This window comes from Aquipuribacter hungaricus (assembly GCF_037860755.1).
GTDB classification, from domain to species: Bacteria; Actinomycetota; Actinomycetes; order Actinomycetales; family JBBAYJ01; genus Aquipuribacter; species Aquipuribacter hungaricus.
On record NZ_JBBEOI010000034.1, the window covers coordinates 1 to 21088 of the forward strand.

15 protein-coding genes are annotated in these 21088 nt (G+C 74.0%); 3 read left to right on the forward strand and 12 right to left on the reverse strand.

Annotated features, from left to right (window positions below; all coding sequences use genetic code 11):
- Window positions 1-251: 251 nt before the first annotated feature.
- Window positions 252-1592 (reverse strand): UDP-glucose dehydrogenase family protein, encoded by a 1341-nt coding sequence (locus tag WCS02_RS06595; RefSeq protein ID WP_340291228.1) that lies wholly within the window; start codon window positions 1590-1592, stop codon window positions 252-254.
- Between the two features lie 106 nt (window positions 1593-1698).
- Here WCS02_RS06595 and WCS02_RS06600 point away from each other — a divergent pair, with 106 nt between their 5' ends.
- Window positions 1699-2847 (forward strand): acyl-CoA dehydrogenase family protein, encoded by a 1149-nt coding sequence (locus WCS02_RS06600; protein ID WP_340291230.1) that lies wholly within the window; start codon window positions 1699-1701, stop codon window positions 2845-2847.
- 39 nt (window positions 2848-2886) lie between these two features.
- On the opposite strand, the gene WCS02_RS06605 is transcribed toward WCS02_RS06600, so the two are convergent.
- The 7 genes from WCS02_RS06605 to WCS02_RS06635 form a co-directional block, all read right to left on the reverse strand.
- A complete protein-coding gene (locus WCS02_RS06605; protein ID WP_340291232.1) occupies window positions 2887-4104 on the reverse strand; it encodes a hypothetical protein in 1218 nt (405 codons plus the stop codon).
- A 189-nt stretch (window positions 4105-4293) separates the two neighbouring features.
- Window positions 4294-5493: a hypothetical protein gene (locus WCS02_RS06610; protein WP_340291233.1), complete on the reverse strand. Its 1200-nt coding sequence runs from the start codon at window positions 5491-5493 to the stop codon at window positions 4294-4296.
- 173 nt (window positions 5494-5666) lie between these two features.
- Window positions 5667-6872, reverse strand: coding sequence for a hypothetical protein (locus tag WCS02_RS06615; protein ID WP_340291235.1), 1206 nt, complete (start codon window positions 6870-6872; stop codon window positions 5667-5669).
- A gap of 164 nt (window positions 6873-7036) precedes the next feature.
- Window positions 7037-7912, reverse strand: a complete 876-nt coding sequence (locus WCS02_RS06620; protein ID WP_340291237.1) for a hypothetical protein — start codon at window positions 7910-7912, stop codon at window positions 7037-7039.
- A gap of 111 nt (window positions 7913-8023) precedes the next feature.
- Window positions 8024-9328 carry a hypothetical protein gene (locus WCS02_RS06625; protein WP_340291239.1) on the reverse strand — a complete coding sequence of 435 codons (1305 nt, stop codon included), beginning with the start codon at window positions 9326-9328 and terminating at the stop codon, window positions 8024-8026.
- Window positions 9328-10626 carry a hypothetical protein gene (locus WCS02_RS06630; protein WP_340291241.1) on the reverse strand — a complete coding sequence of 433 codons (1299 nt, stop codon included), beginning with the start codon at window positions 10624-10626 and terminating at the stop codon, window positions 9328-9330. Before WCS02_RS06630 ends, WCS02_RS06625 begins: the two co-directional genes overlap by 1 nt.
- Before the next feature lie 170 nt (window positions 10627-10796).
- A complete protein-coding gene (locus tag WCS02_RS06635) occupies window positions 10797-11693 on the reverse strand; it encodes a hypothetical protein (protein ID WP_340291243.1) in 897 nt (298 codons plus the stop codon).
- Between the two features lie 268 nt (window positions 11694-11961).
- Between WCS02_RS06635 and WCS02_RS06640 the strand changes: the two genes are divergently transcribed.
- Window positions 11962-13761: a DUF4214 domain-containing protein gene (locus WCS02_RS06640; protein WP_340291245.1), complete on the forward strand. Its 1800-nt coding sequence runs from the start codon at window positions 11962-11964 to the stop codon at window positions 13759-13761.
- Window positions 13761-15662 (forward strand): SpoIID/LytB domain-containing protein, encoded by a 1902-nt coding sequence (locus tag WCS02_RS06645; RefSeq protein ID WP_340291247.1) that lies wholly within the window; start codon window positions 13761-13763, stop codon window positions 15660-15662. Before WCS02_RS06640 ends, WCS02_RS06645 begins: the two co-directional genes overlap by 1 nt.
- 67 nt (window positions 15663-15729) lie before the next feature.
- Here WCS02_RS06645 and WCS02_RS06650 read toward each other — a convergent pair whose 3' ends face one another.
- The 4 genes from WCS02_RS06650 to WCS02_RS06665 form a co-directional block, all read right to left on the reverse strand.
- The gene (locus WCS02_RS06650; protein ID WP_340291249.1) at window positions 15730-17001 is read right to left on the reverse strand and encodes an ABC transporter ATP-binding protein; all 1272 of its coding nucleotides are present in this window, start codon (window positions 16999-17001) and stop codon (window positions 15730-15732) included.
- On the reverse strand, window positions 17001-17948 hold the full coding sequence (locus WCS02_RS06655) for an ABC transporter permease (protein WP_340291250.1): 948 nt from the start codon (window positions 17946-17948) through the stop codon (window positions 17001-17003). Before WCS02_RS06655 ends, WCS02_RS06650 begins: the two co-directional genes overlap by 1 nt.
- Entirely contained in the window at window positions 17938-19545 is a 1608-nt protein-coding gene (locus WCS02_RS06660; RefSeq protein WP_340291251.1) for a glycosyltransferase, read from the reverse strand. The genes WCS02_RS06655 and WCS02_RS06660 overlap by 11 nt, the downstream gene beginning before the upstream one ends.
- Window positions 19542-21088, reverse strand: a 1547-nt coding sequence (locus tag WCS02_RS06665; protein ID WP_340291252.1) for a glycosyltransferase, incomplete at its 5' end; no start/stop codon positions are given. The genes WCS02_RS06665 and WCS02_RS06660, both read right to left, overlap by 4 nt.

Below are 21088 nucleotides of genomic sequence, written 5' to 3' on the forward strand. Positions count from 1 at the left end.
CGGCCCGGTCCGGCCCTGCGAGGCGGGACGGGGCTGCTGCGGGGCCTGCTGGGGGCGCTGGGCGCCGAGCCCGGGCACGGTCGGGCGGCCGGTCTGCGGCGAGCGCAGCGGCCCCGGCCGGCGCATCTGCCGGGTGGGGTCGTCGTCGCGGTACGGGGTGTCGGCCACGGGGTCACGGTAGGCGGTGCGCGAGCCCGGGGGGTCTACCCCGGGCTGCGCGCCGCCCTCGTCCTGTGTGTCGGTCCGGCGGCTCAGGCCCGCGGACGGCCCATGGCGCGGTAGGTCCACCCGGCGGCCCGCCAGGCGGCGGGGTCCAGGGCGTTGCGCCCGTCGAGGATGCGGCGCTGGCGGACCTGCTTGCCGGTCTGCTCCGGGTCCAGGGCCAGGAACTCGTCCCACTCGGTGAGCATGAGCACGACGTCGGCGCCCTCGATGGTGTCCGCGACGTCCGTGCCGAAGCGCAGCTCCGGCCAGATCTTGCGGGCGTTGTCCATCGCCTCGGGGTCGTACACGGTGACGTGCGCGCCCTGCAGCCGCAGCTGGGCGGAGACGCTCAGGGCGGGGGAGTCGCGGATGTCGTCGCTGTTGGGCTTGAACGCCGCACCGAGCACCGCGACGCGGCGGCCGAGCAGCGAGCCCTCGCACGCCTCGCGGGTCATCTCGACCATGCGGGCGCGGCGGCGCATGTTGATGTCGTCGACCTCGCGCAGGAAGGTCAGGGCCTGGTCGGCGCCGAGCTCCCCGGCCCGGGCCATGAAGGCGCGGATGTCCTTGGGCAGGCAACCGCCGCCGAAGCCGACGCCGGCGTTGAGGAACCGGCGGCCGATCCGGGCGTCGTGGCCGATCGCGTCGGCCAGCGCCACCACGTCGGCGTCGACCTTCTCGCAGACCTCGGCCATGGCGTTGATGAACGAGATCTTGGTGGCGAGGAACGAGTTCGCGGCCACCTTGACCAGCTCGGCGGTCGGGTAGTCCGTCGTGACGAGCGGGGTGCCGGTCGACAGCGGGGTGGCGTAGACCTCGTCGAGCAGAGCCTTGGCGACGGGGCCGTCCTCGCCCGCGGGCAGGCCGTAGACGAAGCGGTCGGGGGTCAGGGTGTCCTTGACGGCGAAGCCCTCGCGGAGGAACTCGGGGTTCCAGGCGAGGATGGTGCGGCTGCCGGCCGGGGCCAGCTCGGCGACGCGCTCGGCCAGGCGGGCCGCGGTGCCGACGGGGACGGTCGACTTGCCGACGACCAGGGCCGGGGCCTCGGCGGTCCCCTCGAGGTACGGGGCCAGGGCGTCCACGGCGGAGTCGACGTAGCGGAGGTCCGCCGCGTACTCGCCCTTGCGCTGGGGGGTGCCGACGCAGACGAAGTGCACCTGCGCGCCGGCGACCTCGGACATGTCGGTGGTGAACCGGAGACGGCCGGTCGGCATCACCTTCTCGAGGAGCTCCGGGAGCCCGGGCTCGAAGAACGGGGCCTTGGAGTCGCTGAGCAGCGCCACCTTCGCCTCGTCGACGTCGATGCCGACCACGTCGTGGCCGAGCTCCGCCATGCAGGCGGCGTGGACAGCGCCGAGGTAGCCGCAACCGATCACAGAGATACGCACGTGCACGGACGCTACCGGAGCGGAGAGCGCCGACCCCCGTGCGCTGCGTCACCCGGGTGGTTACCGGCCGGTAACCCCACGCGCTGTGCGGTCGTACCATCCGAGGGTGAGCAACGACGCCTACACCCTGACCGAGGACCAGCGCGAGCTCGTCCAGGCCGTGCGCGCCGTGGCGCGCGACAAGATCGCCCCCTTCGCCGCCGAGGTGGACCGCGACGCGCGCTTCCCGCAGGAGGCCCTGGAGGCCCTGGTGGCCGCCGACCTTCACGCCGCGCACGTGCCGGAGGAGTACGACGGGGTCGGGGCCGGCGCGCTGGAGGTGTGCCTCGTCATCGAGGAGGTGGCGCGCGCCTGCGGGTCCAGCTCCCTCATCCCCGCCGTCAACAAGCTCGGCTCCATGCCGGTGGTCCTCGCCGGGTCCGACGACATCAAGGCGCGGTACCTGCCGCGCCTGGCCGCGGGGGAGGGGTTCAGCTACGGCCTGTCCGAGCGGGAGGCGGGCAGCGACACCGCGTCGATGCGCACCCGCGCGCGCCCGGACGGGGACGGCTGGGTGCTCGACGGGCAGAAGTCGTGGATCACCAACGCCGGCGTCAGCGAGTTCTACACGGTGATGGCGGTGACCGACCCCGACGCCGGGTCCCGCGGGATCAGCGCGTTCGTCGTGGAGAAGGGCGACGAGGGGCTCACGTTCGGCGCCAAGGAGCGCAAGCTGGGCATCAAGGGCAGCCCGACGCGGGAGATGGTGTTCGACGGCTGCCGCATCCCCGGCGACCGCATGGTCGGCGCGCCCGGCCAGGGCTTGAAGATCGCGCTTCGGACGCTCGACCACACCCGCATCACCATCGGCGCGCAGGCCGTCGGCCTCGCCCAGGGGGCGCTGGACCACGCCACCGCCTACGTCAAGGAGCGCCGTCAGTTCGGCCGGGCCGTCGCGGAGTTCCAGGGCGTGCAGTTCATGCTCGCTGACATGGCCATGAAGCTCGAGGCCGCCCGACAGCTCGTGTACGTCGCGGCCGCCAAGAGCCAGCGGGACGACCCGGACCTCACGTTCTTCGGCGCGGCTGCCAAGTGCTTCGCCTCCGACGTGGCGATGGAGGTGACGACCGACGCCGTCCAGCTGCTCGGCGGCGCCGGGTACGTCAGCGACCACCCCGTCGAGCGGATGATGCGCGACGCGAAGATCACGCAGATCTACGAGGGGACGAACCAGATCCAGCGGATGGTGATGGGCCGGCAGGTCCTCAGGGGCTGAGGACCTGCCGGCCCGGTTGCCGGCCGCCTGCGCGGACCGTCAGCTGATGCGGCCGGTCAGGAGGCTCCAGGTCGGGCGGCCGTCGGGACCGACGACGACGGCGTTCCCGTCGTCCTGGACCACGAGGAAGCTGCCCGGCGTCGAGGTACCCGTGTGGAACGGGACGTCCGAGGGCTGCGAGCCGCCTGCCGGGAACCGGTAGCTGACGAGGTTGCCGTCGGACTGCATCCGGGTCACCCCGAGCGCGCCGGCGCGGGTCGCGACCGTCGGTGAGGTCGTGGCGTAGCCGTCCTCCCCGCACCCCACGCCGAAGCCCACCTGCGTGGTGAACAGCACGCACCGGCCGTCCGGAGAGACACGGATGTCGCCCTCGTCGAGCTCGTCGCCGGCGGCCACGCGGTCCGAGCTCCGGCCGCTGGACCACATGGGGTAGAAGGCGCCGCTCCTGCCGTACCGGATCTTCACGGACACCTCGGTGTCCTCGACGACGAGCTCGACGTGGTCACCCTCGTTCGCGAAGCCGGACCCGGTGTCGAACAGCGCGCGGCGCGGCCCGCTGGCGGGGGCGGAGTAGACGACGAGGTTGCCGTCGCCCTGCATGACCGCGAACGCTCCCGGGTTGCCCGAGGTCTCGCTGCTCCACAGGGGCGTCTGGCCGCGGTACAGCACGAGGTTGCCGTCGGCCTGCATGACGAGCCGGGAAGCCTGGCGCTCCCCGAGCACCGTGTCGCCTGCGACGAGGAAGTCCTCCTGGAAGACGTGCAGGTTGCGGTGCGAGTCCGTGCTGAAGACGGGGCGCCCCGCGGTGTCGGTGTAGACCATGTTCCGGTCGTCCTGCACGCGCACGGCGACCGCTCCGGACCCGCGTGCCTCCTCGACGACCCGGGAGCCGCCGTCGTCGTAGCCGACCAGGGTGCCGTCGGCCTCGAGCTCCACGTACCTCACCGTGTGCTGGTTGGTGGTGTAGTCCCGGACCACGCGCTCGCCCGGATAACCCGCACCTGCGCCGCGGTCGACGAGCTTCAGCCCGCCGACGTGGTCGAGCTGGAGCCTGATCCGGCCGTCGGCGGTGGCGAGGCTGTCGCCGCGCTCGAGCCGTTCCCCGACGGTGAGGAGGGTGTCGAGCCGGTCGGCGCTCGCGGCGGGTGCGGTGGCGAGCCCGGTGGCCAGCAGCACGGTCCCCGTCGCCACGGCTGTCAGGCGCCGCAGCGTGGTCCGGCCGCCCCGGTGGGTCCCCCTGGTGGTGCGTCCCCTCATGGTCTGTCCCCTTGTCTGACCGCGGTGCCGCGGTGGCGGGGGCGTCCTCGCCCCTCACCTGCTCTACGCACGAGGGCTCGCCGCGGTTACAGCCTCCGGGCGGCCGGTCACCGTGCACGCCGCCCTGCCCGGACGCACGAGCACCCGCCCCGGTCGAGGACCGGGACGGGTGCGGGTGGTGCAGGGGCGTCAGCGGATCCGACCGGTCAGGTGGCTCCAGGTGGGGCGGCCGTCAGGGCCGACCACGACGACGTTGCCGTCGCCCTGCACGACCATCGAGCTGCCGGGCGTCGAGGTCCCGGACTGGAACGTCACGTCGGACGGCTGGGAGGCGCCGTCGGTGAACCGGTAGTGGACGAGGTTGCCGTCGGCCTGCATCCGGGTGACGCCGACAGCCCCGGGCCGGGTCGCGACACCCAGGGACGACAACCAGACGGGCTCGTCGTCGCACACCTGGACCAGCCCCTCCTGGCCGGCGAAGAGCAGGCAGCTGCCGTCCCGCGACGTGCGCATGTCGCCCTCGTCCAGCTCGTCGCCGGCGAGCACCCGGTCGGAGGCCCAGCCGCTGGCCCAGACCGGGTAGTGGGGGCCGCTGAGGCCGTACCTCACCTCGACCGAGATCTCGGTGTCCTCCACGACGAGCTCGACCTGGTCCTCGGAGGAGACGAAGCCGGTGCCGGTGTCGAACAGCGCGCGGCGAGGTCCGCTCGCGGGCGCGGAGTAGACGACGAGGTTGCCGTCGGACTGCATGACGGCGTAGGCCCCCGGGTTGCCCTGGGTCTCGGAGCTCCACAGCGGGGCGCTGCCCCGGTAGAGCACGAGGTTGCCGTCGCCCTGCATGACGAGCCGGGAGGCCTGCCGCTCCCCGAGCACGGTGTCGCCGGCCACGAGGAAGTCCTCCTCGAGGACGTTCAGCCTGCGCTGGGTGTCCTGGCTCGCCACGGGACGGCCCGCCCCGTCGGTGAAGACGACGTTGCGGTCCTCCTGCACGCGCACCGCCACGGCTCCGGAGCCCTGGGTCTGGAAGTCGACGACGGCGGTGCCGGCGGCGTCGTAGCCGACCAGGTTGCCGTCGCCCTGCAGCACCACGTACGACACCGTGCGCGGGCCCGTGTAGTCCCGGACCACGTGCTCGACCGGGTAGCCGGCTCCCGCGCCGCGGTCGATCAGCTTGAGGCCGCCCACGTGGTCGAGCTGGAGCCTGATGCGACCGTCGGCGGTGGCGAGGCTGTCGCCGCGCTCGAGGCGTTCCCCGACGGTGAGGAGCGTGTCGAGCCGGTCCGCGCTGGCCGCGGGGGCGGTGGCGAGCCCGGCGGCCAGCAGGACCGTCCCGGCCGCGAGCGCCGTCAGCCGCCGCGACGTCGTCCCCCTGGTGGTGCGTCCCCTCATGGTGTGTCCCCTCGTGTCGACCGCGGTGCTGCGGTGGCGGGGGCGTGCTCGCCCCTCACCTGCTCTACGCACGAGGTCCGCCCGCGGTTACAGCTGCTGCGGCGGCCCCTCGCCCCACGCGCGAGCACCCGCCCCGGCACAGGGCCGGGACGGGTGCTGGTGCGGGGTGCTGGTCAGCCGGTGCGGCCGGTCAGGTAGCTCCAGGCCGGCCGTCCGTCGGGCCGGTACACGACGAGGTTGGCGTCGTCCTGCACGACCATGACGCTGCCCGGGACGGAGGTCCCGGAGGCGAAGAGGACCCGGGGCGCCCGGCCTGTCTCGAACCGGAACCGGTAGGCGACCAGGTTGCCGTCGGCCTGCATGCGCAGCTCCTCCCGCGCCCCCTCCGGCAGCCCGGGCCGCCCGGCCGGCAGGGCCCAGGACGTGCCGTCACCGCAGAAGACGGCCACCGCGCCGTTGACGAACACCCGGCACCCGCCGCCCCGGGAGGTGCGCTTCTCGAACGAGGCGAAGGACTGGGCGGCGGAGAGCCGGTCGCCCAGCCAGCCGCTGGCCCACAGGGCGTGGCGCGGGAAGCCCGTGTCGTCGAACTCCACCGTGATCTCGGTGGCCTCCACCACGAGGCGCAGCGGGTAGGACAGCGGCGCGTATGTGTCGGAGTACCAGAGGACCCGTCGTCCCTGCTCGGCGGAGGTGTGGACGACGAGGTTGCCGTCGCCCTGGAGCACGGCGAACGCCCCGGGGTTGCCCTGCGTTCGCGAGCTCCAGAGCGGGACGCTGCCGCGGTAGAGCACGAGGTTGCCGTCGGTCTGCATGAGGAGCCGGCTGCCGCCCCCCTGGCCCACAACGGAGTCCCCGGGCAGCAGGAAGTCGGTGCGCTGGACGGCGTCGTGGCGGTGTGTCGCCTCGTGCGCCACGACCCGCCCGCCGTCCCCGGTGAAGACGACGTTGCGGTCGTCCTGCACCCGCACCGCGGTGGCGTCGCTGCCCTGGGTGCCGAAGCTGACGACGGCCTGGCCCGCGGCGTCGTACCCGACGAGGTTCCCGTCCCCCTGCAGCACGACGTGGTCGACGTCCCGAGGAGCGTTCTCGGCCACGTACGTGCGGACGACGTACGGGTTGGTGGTCTGCGCGCCGATGCCTGCGTCGACGAGCGACAGCCCGCCGAAGGTGTCCAGCTGGAGCCGGGTCCGCCCGTCCGGGCTGACGAGGCTGTCGCCCTGCTCGAGGCGCTCCCCGGTGGTCAGGAGCGTGTCGACCCGTGCGGCCGACGCCGCCGGGGCGGTGGTCAGGCCTGCGGTGGTCAGGCCGGCGGCGGTCAGCGCCAGGCCTGCTGCGAGCGCTGCGGTCCGCAGCGCCGGTCGTGCTCGTCCGTGCATGGTGTGGTCCCCTCTGCCGCCGCGGAGGCCCGCGGGGGCGGGCGGCTCTGCCCGTCCGCTGGTGCTACGCCTGGCGGCCGCCTGGGGTTGCACCCTGGTGCGGAGTGCCGCCGGCTGCGGGTCTGCCGGCCGGGACACGGTCCCGGCCGGCAGGCCGTGAGTGCTCAGCCGAAGCTGTAGATCTGGCCGTCCTGCCCCAGCAGCAGGTAGCCGGCGCCGCGCGTGAGCATCCCGGCTATCGGCGCCGCGAGGTTGTACGAGCCGGCGGAGCCCCGGAACTGGGCGTCGCCGAAGGTGAAGACGCCGCCGTCGCTGGCCACCATCCAGTAGCCGTTACCGGACGGGGTGACCGTCATGCCGCTGATCGGCTTGTTGAGTCGAAGGTTGCCCGTGGAGCCGTGGAACTGCGCGTCGCCGAAGGCGAAGATCCCGCCGTCGCTGGCGACGAGCCAGTAGCCGTTGCCGGTCGGGGTGACGCTCATCCCCACGATGGGCTTGTTGAGGCGCAGGTTCCCGGTCGAGCCGTGGAACCGGGCGTCGCCGTAGGTGAAGATGCCGCCGTCGCTGGCGACCAGCCAGTAGCCCTCACCGGTAGCGGTGGCGCTCATGCCGACGATCGGGCGCTGCAGCGGCAGGCTGCTCGCGTCGCCGTAGTTGTTGGCCCGAGGGCCCGAGAAGTCCGCACCGCTGGAGTAGATCCGGCCGTTCGGGGCCACGGCCCAGGCGTTGCGTGAGGAGTCGTAGCCATAGCAGTCCGTGGCGTTCTCCCACACCGCGACGGTCTTCTGGTCGTAGGGAAGACCACCGATATAGAGGGACGTGGGTTCACCGTCGTCATCGATGCCGACGAGGTCGTAGTACGTGGCGAAGCTGTAGACGTCCGGGACCACGACCCCGGGGCGAGGTGCCCGGTCGGTGGCGCTCCGGTCGTCGTAGGTGGAGCAATTGAGGGGCGCAGCCGTGGCGGGCGTCGCTACCACCCCACCGGCGAGCAGGGCACAGGTAGCAGCGGCCGCCAGGGCGGCCAGGGCACGACGCATCAACGAGGTCCTCGAGGTCAGGTGCGGGCACGGTGCCCGGACCGGGTCAGCCTGCCCGGCGGGGCCGCACCTGTCCGGCGTTCGCCCCAACTCCCCACGACTGCGTGGCCGCTACAGCCGTCCCGTCCGCGCGCTCCACGTCGCCCGCCCGCCGGGTGCGTAGAGGACGAGGTTGCGGTCGTCCTGGACCACGAGCGTGCTGCCCGGCGTGCGCGTCCCGGTGTCCCAGCCGGCTCGCTCGCCCTGGGAGAAGCCGCAGAGGTGGTAGGTGACGAGGTTGCCGTCGTCCTGCAGGACGGTCCGGACCACGAACCAGTCGTCGAGGTCGCACACCGCCCGGACGCCGCTGGCCCAGACGGCGGCCCCGTCGCAGTAGAGGACCAGGTTGCGGTCGCCCTGCATGACCACGCTGCAGCGGCCGTCGGGGGAGCGGCGACGGTCGCCGACCAGCATCTCGTCGCCGGGAAGCACCCTGCCCTGCGACCAGTCGCTCGCCCACGCGACCTCCGGGTAGGGGTCGGGGAGCCCTGCCCCCTTGGGCGCCCGGCAGCAGACGCTGATGATGCGGAGCAGGGAGAACGAGCCCGCGTCCACCCGCAGCCGGGCGCCCAGCACGGGGTGGTCGTCCGCCCCCCGGGGCTGGGTCAGCGTCGTGCCCTGCTCGAACGCCCCGTGCGTGCCCGTGTCGAACAGCGGGGCGCGGCCGGCCTCGGCGGAGGAGTGCACGACGAGGTTGCCGTCCTGCTGGAAGACAGCCCCGGCGCCCGGGTGCCCGTCGCTCCCGCTCGCCCACACGGCTGCCCCGCCGCGGTACAGGACGAGGTTGCCGTCGGTCTGCATCACCAGCCGCGTGGTCCCGTCCGTGCCCCGCAGGACCTCGCCGGGCAGCAGGACGTCTCCGCGCTCGACGAGGGAGTCCTTGTCGGTGCGGCTCGACCCGATGACGCGCCCGCTGCCGTCCAGGACGACGAGGTTGCCGTCGTCCTGCAGCCGGGCCGACGTCGCTCCTCGGCTGGGTATGCCCGTGTAGTTGCTGGTCCCCCCGGGCAGCACGGTGTAGAGCCCGTCGTCGGTGAGGACGAGAGCGACCTCCACGGCGTCGGTGGTGCGCACGAGCCGGGCCTCCCGACCTGGTCCCAGCCAGCTGTCCCGCTCGGTGAACGTCGCGCCGAGGAGCGGCAGCACCTCCAGGCGGTAGCGGCCGTTCGGTGAGACCAGCGCGTCGCCGATGTCCAGCCGCTCGCCGACGGTCAGCACGTCGTCCACCCGAGGGGCGTCGGAGCTGCCGGCACGGACGACGCCTGGCCGGGCCGGTGCACCGGTCGCCGCCACCGTCGGGACCGCGAGGGCGGGCAGCAGCCCGAGGAGGACGCCGAGCGCGACGGCGACCCCGGACCGCGTGCCCGCCCTGGTCATCACAGCCGCCCGGTCCTGGTGCTCCACGTCGGGCGCCCGCCGGGGGCGTACAGGACGACGTTGCGGTCGTCCTGCAGGACGAGCGTGCTGCCGGGGGTGCGGGTACCGGTGTTCCAGCCCGGGCGCTCACCGTCCCGCGGGGTGCCCAGCTGGTACACGACCAGGTTCCCGTCCTGCTGCATGTCGGCCCGCACGTCGAACCACACGTCGTCGGTGAGGACGCGCGGGACGCCGCTGGCCCAGACGGCGGCGCCGTCGCAGTACTGCACGAGGTTGCGGTCGCCCTGCATGACCAGCGTGCAACTGCCGTCGGGGGAGGTCCGTCGGTCGCCGATGCGCAGGGCGTCCCCGGGGGCCACCCGGTCGGAGGACCAGTCGCTCGCCCACGCGGTCTCGACGAGGAAGTCGATGACGGTCGGCCTGCCCTCGGTGCGGCAGCAGACGCCGATGAGACGTTGCACCTCGACCGAGCCCGACCTCACCACGAGGCTGGCCTGGAGGAGGGAGGGCTGTGTGCGTCCTCCTCGGGACTGCACGCCGCCCGACTGCGCGTCGTCCGTCCGGGTGCTGAAGAGCGGCCTACGGCCGGTCCCCTCGGAGGAGTAGACGACGACGTTGTCGTCCTCCTGGAACACCAGGCCGGCCCCGGGGTTGCCCCAGGTCCCGCTCGACCACAGCGCGACGCCCGCCCGGTACAGGACGAGGTTGCCGTCGGTCTGCATGACGAGCCGCGAGTCCCCTGCGTCGTCCGACGCCACCTCGCCGGGCAGCAGCACGTCCCCCCGTGCGAGGGCTCCGGGGGGCGTCCCGTAGTACCGGGTGTCCGTCACCCTGGGCACCCGTTCGACGACGGTGCCGCCCGCGTCGGCGAAGGACAGCGCCCCGTCGTCACCCAGCCGCACCGACGTCGTCCCGGTGCCGTCCGAGCCGTACCCCTCCGGGGCGCGGTCCTGGTAGATCACCACCAGGTTCCCGTCCTCCTGGAGCGTGTAGCGGAGGACGCTGGGGTCTGCGACGCGCAGCGTGCGGTCCTCGGGTCGCAGCCAGGTCCCGCGCTCGACGAAGAACGCCCCGTCCGCTGCCACCGCGAGCCGCCAGCGACCGTCGGGGGAGACGAGCGCGTCCCCGGGGAGCAGCGTCTCGCCGACGGTGAGGACGTCGTCGTCACGCGGGGCCGCGGCCCCCGTCAGCGTGACGGCTGCGCCTGCGGGCCCCGTGCCGGCCTGGACCGCGCCGGCCGGCGCGAGCAGCGCCAGAGCAGCCGCGGCCGCGAGCAGGTGGCGGGTCGGTCGTCCCATGTGGTCCCCCTGGTGCTGCACCGGCGCGACCCCGTCGTCCGCGCTCCCCTCGGGCAGCCGCCCCAGGGTGCACCCGGGGGTCCCGGGCGTCCAGGGTCCGGGGGCGCCAGGGCGTGCCGACGCCCCCGGCCGCGGGTACGGCCGGGGGCGTCGGTCAGGACCCGTCGGGATCAGAAGGCGTAGCTGCCCCCGTCGGCGGTGAAGATGACGTAGCCGTCGCCGGCCGGCACCAGGCCCACGGCGGGGACGTCGATGCCCTCGCCGCCGAGCGAGCCGCGGAACACCGCGTCGCCGTAGGTGAAGACGCCGCCGTCCTCGGCGACCAGCCAGTACCCGTTGCCGGTGGGCGTGGCCACCATGCCGATGATCGGCTCGTTGAGGCGGATGGCGCCCGCCGACCCGCGGAACACCGCGTCGCCGAAGGTGAAGATGCCGCCGTCGCTGGCGACCATCCAGTAGCCGTTGCCGCTGGGCGTGGTGCTCATCCCGACGACGGGACGGTTGAGGCGGATGTTCCCGGTGGAGCCGAAGAACCGGGCGTCGCCGAAGGTGAAGATGCCGCCGTCGGCGGCGACCAGCCAGTACCCGTCGCCCGTGCCCGTGGCGCTGAGGCCCACCACGGGGCGCTGCAGCGGCAGGGTGTTGGCCCCACCGAAGTAGTTGGCGGGCGCGCCGCCGTAGGTGTCGCCGTCGGCGTAGACGGCGCCCCCGGGGGTGGCGACCCAGGCGTTGCGGCTGAAGTCGTCGCCGTCGCAGGCCGTGCTGTTCTCCCAGAGGCCGACGACCTCCACGGTGTCCGGCAGGCCGGTGAGGCTGAGGTAGTACGGGACCTTGTCCTCGTCGACCCCGACCAGCTCGTAGTAGACCTCTTCGGCGTCGGCGTCGTAGAGGGGCACGACGGCGCCCTGCTTGGGCAGCCTGTCGACGGCGCTGCGCCCGTCGGTGACGCCGCTGCAGTCCAGCGGGACGGCGCTCGCGGGGGCCACCCCGGCGAGCGCGAGGCCGAGGGCCAGGACGGCCCCGGTGAGGCCGCCGGCGGCGGTGCGGGCAGTGCGGGGGAAGGACATGGTCACGGTCCTGCGCTCTCTCTCGGTGACGTGGGTGTCACGACGTGATGATGGTGGCTCACGGGGGGCCGGGTGTCCCGCATTTGGCCCAGGTGGACGAGGTCGTCGCCGACACCCGGGGGCCCCGCCGGTGGACCGCTCAAGTCCCCGAGCAGCGCGCCCGATGGGGGTGGGGTGCCTACCGGCTGCTGACCGGCCACCACTGAGCGTCAGGCACACTGACCCGGCTCGACCGGGTTCCGCCCGCAGACCGACCTGGAGACTCCTCATGAAGCGGACGACCGCTGTCCTCACGCCCCTGCTCCTCGCCGGCTTCCTGCTCGGCGACGTCGTGTCCCTCCCGGCGGGTCCCGCGGCGGTCGCGCCGCGCGTCGAGCGCACCGTCCTCGCCGGGCAGGCCTGGCGCCCGCTGTCCGCGTCGGAGGCCTCCGTCCGCGAGGCCGCCGAGGCCGCCGGCACCGCGGCCGAGCCGCTGGCCGCCACCTCGACCGGTGGCGAGCTGCAGACCGGCGTCATCGAGACCGACGACTTCACCGTGCTGGGCCTGACCTGGGACCCGGCCGCCGGCGACCCCGTCGACCTGCGGGTGCGGGTCCGCGAGTCCGGCACCTGGTCGGCGTGGCAGCCGCTCGCCACCAACGACGAGGGCCCCGACGCCGGCACCGAGGAGTACGAGCGGGCCTCCGCCACCGCGGGCACCGACCCCTTCGTCACCGCCGGCGCCGACGCCGTCCAGGTCAGCGTCGACGGCACCGTCCCCTCGGCACCCGAGCTCGAGGTCGTCACCATCGACCCGGGCGAGGACGACGGCACGGGCACCGACGTCGGCACGGTGCCGCTGTCCGGCGCCTCGGCCGCCAGCTCTCAGCCGGCCGTCGTCTCCCGCGCCCAGTGGGGCGCGCAGGAGAGCCTGCGGACCTGCACGCCCTCGTTCTCCAGCACCGTCAAGGCCGCCGTGGTCCACCACACCGCCGGCACGAACAACTACACCGCCGCCCAGAGCGCCGGGATCGTCCGGGGCATCTACGCCTACCACACGCAGTCCCTGGGTTGGTGCGACGTCGGCTACAACGTCCTCGTCGACAAGTTCGGCACCGTGTACGAGGGCCGCTACGGCGGGATCGACAAGGCCGTCCGCGGCGCGCACTCCGGCGGCTTCAACAACGAGACCTTCGGCGTCTCTGCCATGGGCAACTACGAGGAGGTGGCCGCGCCGCCGGCCCTCGTGCAGGCCATCACCCGCGTCGTCGGCTGGAAGCTCGCCCGCTACGGCCGCAACGCCGCCGGCACCACGACGCTGACGTCCGCCGGCGGTGGCACCTCCCGCTACGCCGACGGTGCCCAGGTCACCGTGCCGGTCGTGCTCGGGCACCGCGACGTGGGCCTGACCGCCTGCCCGGGCCGCAACCTCTACTCCCAGCTCGGGGCCATCCGCGCCGAGGCCGGGGTGGTCACCCAGCTGTCCAGCTACGTGGCGTCGGTCTACGGCCACCTGCTCGGCCGTGTCCCCGGTGGATCCGAGGTCGACTTCTGGGTGCCGATCGCCCGCGCGGACCGCTGGAAGGCGGCCGACGGCTTCACCGGCTCCGAGGAGTACCGCCGCCGCTACATCACCGGCGCCTACGTCGACGTGCTCGGCCGCACCCCCGACGCGAGCGGCATGGCGTTCTGGCTGGACCGGCTGGCCACGGGCAAGGTCGGGCTCGACGCCATCCGTCCGACCTTCATGGACAGCGCCGAGTTCTACCAGCGCGCGGGCGGCACCGACGGCGGCTTCGTCGGCAACCTCTACTCCCGCGCCCTGTCGCGGCAGGCCAGCAGCAGCGACATCACCTTCTGGACCGGGCAGCTGCGCACCAGCGGCCGCGCCGCCGTCATCTCGAGCATCTACGGTTCGCCGGAGAGCGCCCGCAACCGGGTGGACCGGGCGTACCGTCAGTGGCTCGGACGGCCCGCCGCCGCGTCGGAGCGGGCCTACTGGGAGTCGACGGTGCTCCAGCGAGGTGACGAGTTCATGAGGATGTCGGCCATGGTCAGCCAGGAGTACTTCCTCAAGGCGCAGCCCTGATGCGCCGGGTCGTGCCGTGGCTCGCGGCGCTCGCGCTCACGGTCCCGCTCCTGGGGGCCACGCCGGCGCTCGCCGCCCCGGCACGGCCCGGTGTCCTCCCGCCGGTGACCACCGGGAACGCGACCACCGGTGACGACCTCCAGGCCGCCCGCGCCGACGTGCAGGTCGCGGCGGCGACGCTGTCGGTCGTCGGGCACGGCTGGGGTCACGGCCGCGGCATGGGCCAGTACGGCGCCCTCGGCTACGCGGTGGACCACGGCTGGTCCAGCGCGCAGATCCTCGACCACTACTACGGCGGCACCCGCGCCGACCGGATCCCGGACCTGCCGATCGGCGTCGAGCTCACCGCCCTGCGCGGCGGGACCGTCGCGGTCATGGCCCCCGGTCTCACCGTCGGCGGCGCCCGCACCGGCACGCTCGCGGTCCTGGTGGAGCGCAACGGCGCCGGCACCCTGCGGGTGCGGACCGGGCCGGGCTGCGGCGGACCGTGGACCGAGGCCGGCACCCACCCGGCCGGCACGACCGTCACCTCCTCCGACGGGGTCGTCCGGGTCTGCGAGGCGGGCCAGGTCCGCGGCTATCGCGGCAACGTCCGCTTCGCGGAGTCCTCCTCGCGCATGGTCGTGGTCAACCAGCTGCCGGTCGAGCAGTACCTGCGCGGCGTCGTGCCGCGGGAGTCCTCGGCGTCGTGGGCGTCGCTCGGGGGAGGCCGCGGGGCCCAGGCCCTGCAGGCCCAGTCGGTCGCCGCGCGCAGCTACGCCCTGTCCGCCACCTTCTCCTCCTACGCCACCACGTGCGACACCACCGCGTGCCAGGTCTACGGCGGCGCGTTCACGCAGTCGCAGACCTCCGGCGCCGTCACCACGCTCGAGGACCCGCGCACCGACGCGGCGGTCGCCGCCAGCGCCGGCCTCGTCCGGCGCGGGGCCGGCGGGTCGGTCTCCCGCACCGAGTTCTCCTCCTCCACCGGGGGCTGGACGGCCGGCGGGGCGTTCCCCGCGGTGCAGGACCTCGGCGACGCGGTCTCGCTCAACCCCAACCGCACGTGGACGACGTCGTTCGGCATGGCGGACGTCGCGGCGCGGCTGGGCACCGGCGCCGTCGACGACATCGTCGTCACGCGGCGCAACGGCCTGGGGGTCGACGGGGGGCGCGTGCTCGAGGTGGCCGTGGTCTCCGGCGGCACCCGGCGCACCTTCACCGGCAACGAGGTCCGCATCAAGCTCGGGCTGAAGAGCGACTGGTTCTCCTTCCCCGGCTACGTGAGCACCACCGCCGCCCGGGCCGTCGTGCAGTCGCTCTACGTCGACCTGCTGGGCCGGCCCGCGACCGCCGCCGAGACCAGCGCCCGGACCGCGGAGATCACGGGAGGCCGCACGCCCGCCTCCGTCGCGCTCGAGGTCGCCCGCTCCCAGGAGCGCGGCCAGTCCGTCGTCGTCGGTGTCTACCAGCAGGCGCTGGGCCGTACCCCGGTCGAGGGCGAGATCCAGGGCTGGATCGCGCAGTTCCGCGCCCAGGGCAGCGTGCCCGCCCTGCAGTCCGCGGTCCTGGCCTCGGAGGAGGCCTGGGTGCGCAGCGGCGGCGACCCCCGCGCGTGGGTCGACCGGCTGTACCGCACCACGCTGGGCCGGGGCGCCTCGGGGGCGGAGCAGGACTACTGGTCCGGGCTGCTCGGTCCGCGCGGTCGCCAGGGCGTCGCGCTCGGCATCGCCGGCAGCTCCGAGGCGGGGCAGCGCCGCCTGGGCTCCTACTACGGCGTGCTGCTCGGCCGGGCGCCCGACCCCGGCGCCCAGGTGCACCTGCCCCGGCTCGTCGGCACGGGCGACGGGGACCTCACGGTCCCGTCGGCGCTGGCGTCCAGCCCGGAGTACCTCTCCCGGTCGCTGCTGCGCTACCCCTGAGCGGCGCCACGGGGCCGGGTGGGTAGGTGACGCGCCGGACCGGCCCGCGCAGGGCCGGCCGGCGCGCTCAGGCGTGCTCGACGACGACGGTGCGGGGCTCGATCCCGAGGATCCCGGCGGAGGCCTCGGGCCCGTCGACGGTGATGATCTGCCCGCGCGCGAGCCGGTCCACCTCGGGCCCGTCCCAGGCGGCGACCGCGCCGTGGACCTCGTACTGCCCCGTGCCCACGTGCAGCGCGGCGACGTCCAGCCGCACGGTGCTGCGCCCGGCGTCGACGGAAAACCGGCGACCCATGAGCTTGGTGTTCGTGCCCCACAGGCCCTGGCCGCTCAGGGTGGCGAGCCCGACGCCGACGACGAGGTCGTCGGAGCGCGACGGCACGTCGAGCGTGACCTCGAACGTCACCGGGTCGCCGCTGCTGGCCTCCTGCAGCTGGTACCCCTCGCGGTCCAGGACCCGCACCGACACGACGCGGGCGCCCGCTGTCCGCGGCGCCTCCTCGGTCTCGGCGGCCCGCTCGCGCGCGGCCTCCAGGTTGGCCTCGTCCTGGGCGACGTACTCCCCGCGCAGGTAGCGGGTGGCGTCCGCCGGGGCGCCGTCGAAGGCGATGACGCCGTGCTCGAGCACGACCGCCCGGTCGCAGACGTCGACGACCTGGTCCAGGGCGTGCGTGACGAGGACGATCGTCCGGCCGTCGGCCTGGAAGCGCCGGATCCGGTCCATGCACTTGCGCTGGAACGGCTCGTCGCCCACCGCCAGCACCTCGTCCACGAGCAGGACGTCCGGGTCGACGTGGACGGCGACCGAGAACGCCAGCCGGACGTACATGCCGGAGGAGTAGAACTTCACCTGGGTGTCGATGAACTCCTCGATGCCGCTGAACGCGACGATCTCGTCGAAGAACCCGTCGGTCTGGGCGGTCGACAGGCCGAGGATCGAGGCGTTGAGGTAGACGTTCTCGCGGCCGGTGAGGTCGGGGTGGAACCCTGCCCCGAGCTCGAGCAGCGCCGCGAGCCGGCCCCGCCGGCGCACCGTGCCGGACGACGGCTGGAGGATCCCGCCGATGGTCTTGAGCAGCGTGGACTTGCCGGCGCCGTTCGGGCCGATGAGCCCGACCGTCGAGCCGGCCTGGATGGACAGGTCGACGTCGCGCAGGGCCCAGAAGTCCTCGCGGTGGCGGCGGGACCGGGCGGCGTTGACCACCCGCTCCTTGAGCGACTTGTCCTTGTGGATGACGAAGCGCTTGGAGACCCCGGCGACCTCGATGACGGTGACGTCCTCGGGCGCGGCGGCGCTGCCGCTGCCACCGCCGGCGGGGGTGACGAGGGGAGTGGTCATCACAGCTCCTGGGCGAAGTCGGCCTGCAGCCGGGCGAACACGCGCTGGCCGACCACGATGAGGACGAGCCCGACGAGCACCATGATCCCCATCCGGGTGAGGTGGTCGGCAGGGAACAGGGCCATGCTCCCGTTCTCGCCAGCGGTGTCCCCGGCGAGCCAGAACGTCTTCTGCATGCCCAGCACCGCGGCGGTCACCGGGTTCGCGAGGTAGATCTGCTCCGCCCACCCCGGCAGCGCGTCCGCGACGAACTTCCACGGGTAGACGACGGGGGAAGCCCAGAACAGCGTCATCAGGACGATCTCCACGAGGTACTGCACGTCGCGCAGGTACACGTTGAGCGCCGACAGCATGAGCGACAGGCCCAGGCCCCAGGTGAGGACGATGAGCAGCGACATCGGGGCGTACAGCCACCGCTCGCCCGTCGGGAACCCGGTGAGGACGACCGCGGCCAGGAGGATGGCCAGCTGGGTGACGAAGTTGAACAGCGACGACCCGACGGCTGCGAGGGGGAACACCTCGCGCGGCAGGTACACCTTCTTGATGAGGCCGGCGTTGCCGAGGATGGACCCCGTGCCCGAGGCGATGATCTCCTGGAACAGCATCCAGATGGTGAGCCCGGAGAACAGGTAGATGGCGAACTCGGGGGTGTTCCGCTCGGCCTGGAGGAACTTGCCGATCGCGACGTAGTAGACGATCAGGGTCGTCAGCGGCCGCAGCAGGCTCCACAGGAAGCCGAGCGAGGAGTCCTTGTACCGGGCCTTGAGCTCCCGGCGGACGAGCAGGCCGAGCATCTCGCGGTACTCCACGACGCCACGGACGGCCGAGCGCAGGCCGCCGACGAAGCCCGGGTCCGGTCCGACGGTCTCCAGCGGCAGCACCGCGAGCGACGCGGTGCGCGCCGCCCGCCGCCGGGCCGGGCTGTCGAGCACCCGGTCAGACGGCACGGCTGATGTCCGTCTCAGGTTCTCTGTCGTCGCCATGCTGTGTCCGATCTCCCAGGATGTCCCAGATCTCGCCGGCGTAGTCCTCCCACGTCCGGGGCGCCCGGGCGACCGCCTCGCGGCGCAGGCGCGCCACCAGGGAGTCGTCGCGGACCATGCGGGCGAACGCCGCGGCGAGCGCGTCGTCGTCGCGCGGGTCGATGGTGAGGGCACCGCCGCCGGCGGCGATCTCCGCCAGGCTGCCGTGCCCGCTGGTGAGCACCGGGGTGCCCGCCGCCAGGCACTCGGCCACCGGCAGCCCGAAGCCCTCGTTGAGCGAGGGGAACACCATGAACCGGGCCAGCCGGAAGGCCGACCACAGCATGTCGTCGTCGACGACGGTGAAGTTCTCCACCGGGCGCCCCGCCTGCTGCAGCCGCCCGAGCTCGGCGACGAAGCCCCCCGAGTTCCACGCGTTGCCGCCGACGAAGGCCAGGGTGAAGCGCATGCCGTCGCGCCAGGCGCGCTCGGCCGCCTGCAGCACGGCGAGGTGGTTCTTGCGGGGCTCGTGGGTGCCCACGCACAGCACCATCGGCAGCGCCCCGACCGTCATCCGGCGCCGGGTGGTCTCCAGCGTCTCGTCGTCCACGTCACCGACGTGGGCGGGCAGGAGGCAGGCGTCGACCCGGGGCCCGGGCTCGCCGATCGCCGACAGCATCCGGCACCAGCCCCGGTACTCCCGCGCCGCGGACTCCGAGATGGCCACCACGTGGTCGAAGTGGCGCAGCGCGGCGAGGTTGTTGGCGAAGTGCTCGCTCACCATGACGTCGGTCGTCTCCGAGGACGTGATGGGGACGCAGTCGAACCCGATCGCCGAGCAGCGGGTCCCGCTCCAGCGCGCCATCGCCCGCAGCCGCGAGGTCCGCTCGGGTTCCAGCGCCAGCTCCGGGAGCACGTACCGGGCCCCCCACGGCACGACGACCTCGTCCTCGTCGGCCTGCAGGTGCGCGTCGGCGGGGGAGGGGTCGGCCGGGGTGCGCTCGCCCAGGGCGGTCCGCCGCTCGGCGGGCGCCAGCAGGCGCAGGGAGTCCAGGCCGTCGCTCCAGCCGACGAGGACGACCTCGTGGTCGGGCTCGGCGTCCCAGCGGCGGACCAGCTCGCGGGAGACCCGCTGGATGCCGGTCGCCATGCCCGTGCGGCTGGTGTGGTGGACGTCGACGAGGGTGCCGGTGACGACCCGGACCCGCCGGCCGCGGGCCCGCGAGAAGTCCAGGGCGTGCTCGCGCAGCACCCGGTCCAGGGTGGCCGAGGCGCCGTCGAGCACGAGCTCGCGCAGCAGCCGCTCCACCTCGGCGCTCTGCGGGAGCCGGGCTCCGACCACGGCGACGACCAGCCACAGCAGGTCCGGCCGCGAGGGGACGAGCGAGGCGACCAGGCGTGCCCGGACGGCGTCGCTGTCGGGGTCCGGCTCGGTCCCGCCGTGGAGCACCTCGTCGAGCAGAGCGAGCCGCTCGGTGAGCCGGCCGTGGACGACCGCCTCCAGCGGGGCCGGGGCCGGCAGGCCGGCGAGCACGCCCGCGCCGGAGGCGGCGCGGGACAGGACGCCCCGCAGCCGGCTCACGGCTGCACCTCCTCGACGAGGACGCGCCAGGTGTCCTCGGCGTAGCGGTCCCAGCTCGTGGGCGGCCGCGCGGCGGACTCATCCTGGAGCCGGGCCACGAGGGCGTCGTCGGTGAGCAGCCGGTGCATCTGGGCGCGGACGTCCTCGTGGTCGCGGGGGTCGGCGACCAGGCAGCCGCCCAGCGCCGCGATCTCGGCCGTGCTGCCGTAGGAGGTGGTGAGCACGGGCGTGCCGTGCGCCAGGGACTCCGTCACGGGCAGGCCGTAGCCCTCGTGGAAGCTGACGAACACCGTGAACCTCGCCTGCTCGTAGGAGGCGAGCAGGTCCTCGTCGCTGGCCTGGACGAGGACGTCGACCGAGCGCCCGGCCGCGCGCAGCCGGGCGAGCAGGTCGTCGAACTCGGTGCGGTAGCCGCCGCCGCCGATGAACCGCAGCCGGAACCGCAGCCCCTCGCGCCAGAGCCGCTCGGCGGCCAGGAGCACGCTCACCTGGTTCTTGCGGGGCTCGAAGCTGCCGATGCACACCACGAGCGGGCCGTCCGGGTGCTCGCGGCCCAGCGACGTCGCCTCGCCGGTGGTGGCCTGCCCGGCCGGGCGCGCCTCGGGCAGCGACACCTCGCTCACCACGGGACCGTCCAGGCCCTGGGCGCCGAGCATGTCGGCGAAGGCGGCGAACTCCTCCGTGGCGGACGCGGAGATGCCCGCCACGGCGTGGCTGTGCTTGACCACCGTGAGGTACTCCATGAAGCGGTCGGGCATGCCGGGGTGGACGAGCTCGGGGCTCACCAGGGGGATGCAGTCGTAGCCGACGAGCGACAGCCGGTTGCCGGAGCACCGGCCGAGGGCGGCGAGGGCCGGGCTGCGGTCGGGCGACGGGGTCTCCGGCAGCACGACGTGGCAGCGCCAGGGGACGAGCATCGCGTCCGGCTGCGCGGCGTCGACCGGCTCGCGGTAGGACGACGGGCGGCCGCCCCACTCCACGACCCGGGACACCTCGTGCGGCAGCAGCGGCCGGTACGCCGGGCGGTCGGACCACCAGCCGGTGAGGACGAGCGGGTGGTGGACCGCCCACAGCGGCACGGTCTCGCGGACCACGCGCTGGATGCCGGTGTGGTGCTCGCTGGTGGCGCAGAAGTCGACGTCGACCAGCACGGTGTCCTGGAGCACGACCGCGTTGGTGCCGAGGTCCGGCCGGGCGCCGCGCGTGGCGGTCGCCGTGGACAGCAGGAACACCGCGGTCTCGGCCGGGGTGCCGGTGACGACCCGGCGGCGGGTGGCCAGCACGGTCGCCTCGTCGGGGAACTCGCCGAGCACGAGGGTGAGCAGGAGCCACACCTCGTCCTCCGCGCCGGTCTCGGCGACCCGGCGGCAGAACGCGTCGAGCAGCACGCCCGCGGACTCCCCGATGCCGTCGGGGCGGTCCAGGGCGCCCGGGACGTCCTCGACCGGGACCTGCAGGGCGTCCAGGCCGGCGCGCAGCCGCTGGCGCAGGCCGTACGCCGCGGCGGCGACGTGCCCGTCGCGCCGGGCCTCGGCCTCGGTGC